A 292-nucleotide genomic window follows, 5' to 3' on the forward strand; every position below is an offset into this window, starting at 1 on the left:
CCGAGATGCGTCACCGCCTGCGTGGTGTCGGGGGCCACGGTAATGCTTATGCGCATGATGGTGCCTGCGGATTCGGTGGGCCGGGCCGCCTGCATGGGAATGATCGGGGTGTGCGCGACGCTGGCGGGCAGACGCGGCCAGGGCATGAGCATGCTGTGCCTCACCGTGNNGGCACGCTGATCCTGTTTCCCGATGCCTCGCGCAGCATTGGATTTGCCCTGTCATGCGCTGCGGTACTGGGCATCGTCTGGTGGAATGAGCCGCTGGCGCGAGTGTGCGGACGGCATATGCC

The sequence above is a fragment of the Bifidobacterium sp. UBA744 genome (genome assembly GCA_002298605.1).
GTDB lineage: Bacteria > Actinomycetota > Actinomycetes > Actinomycetales > Bifidobacteriaceae > Bifidobacterium.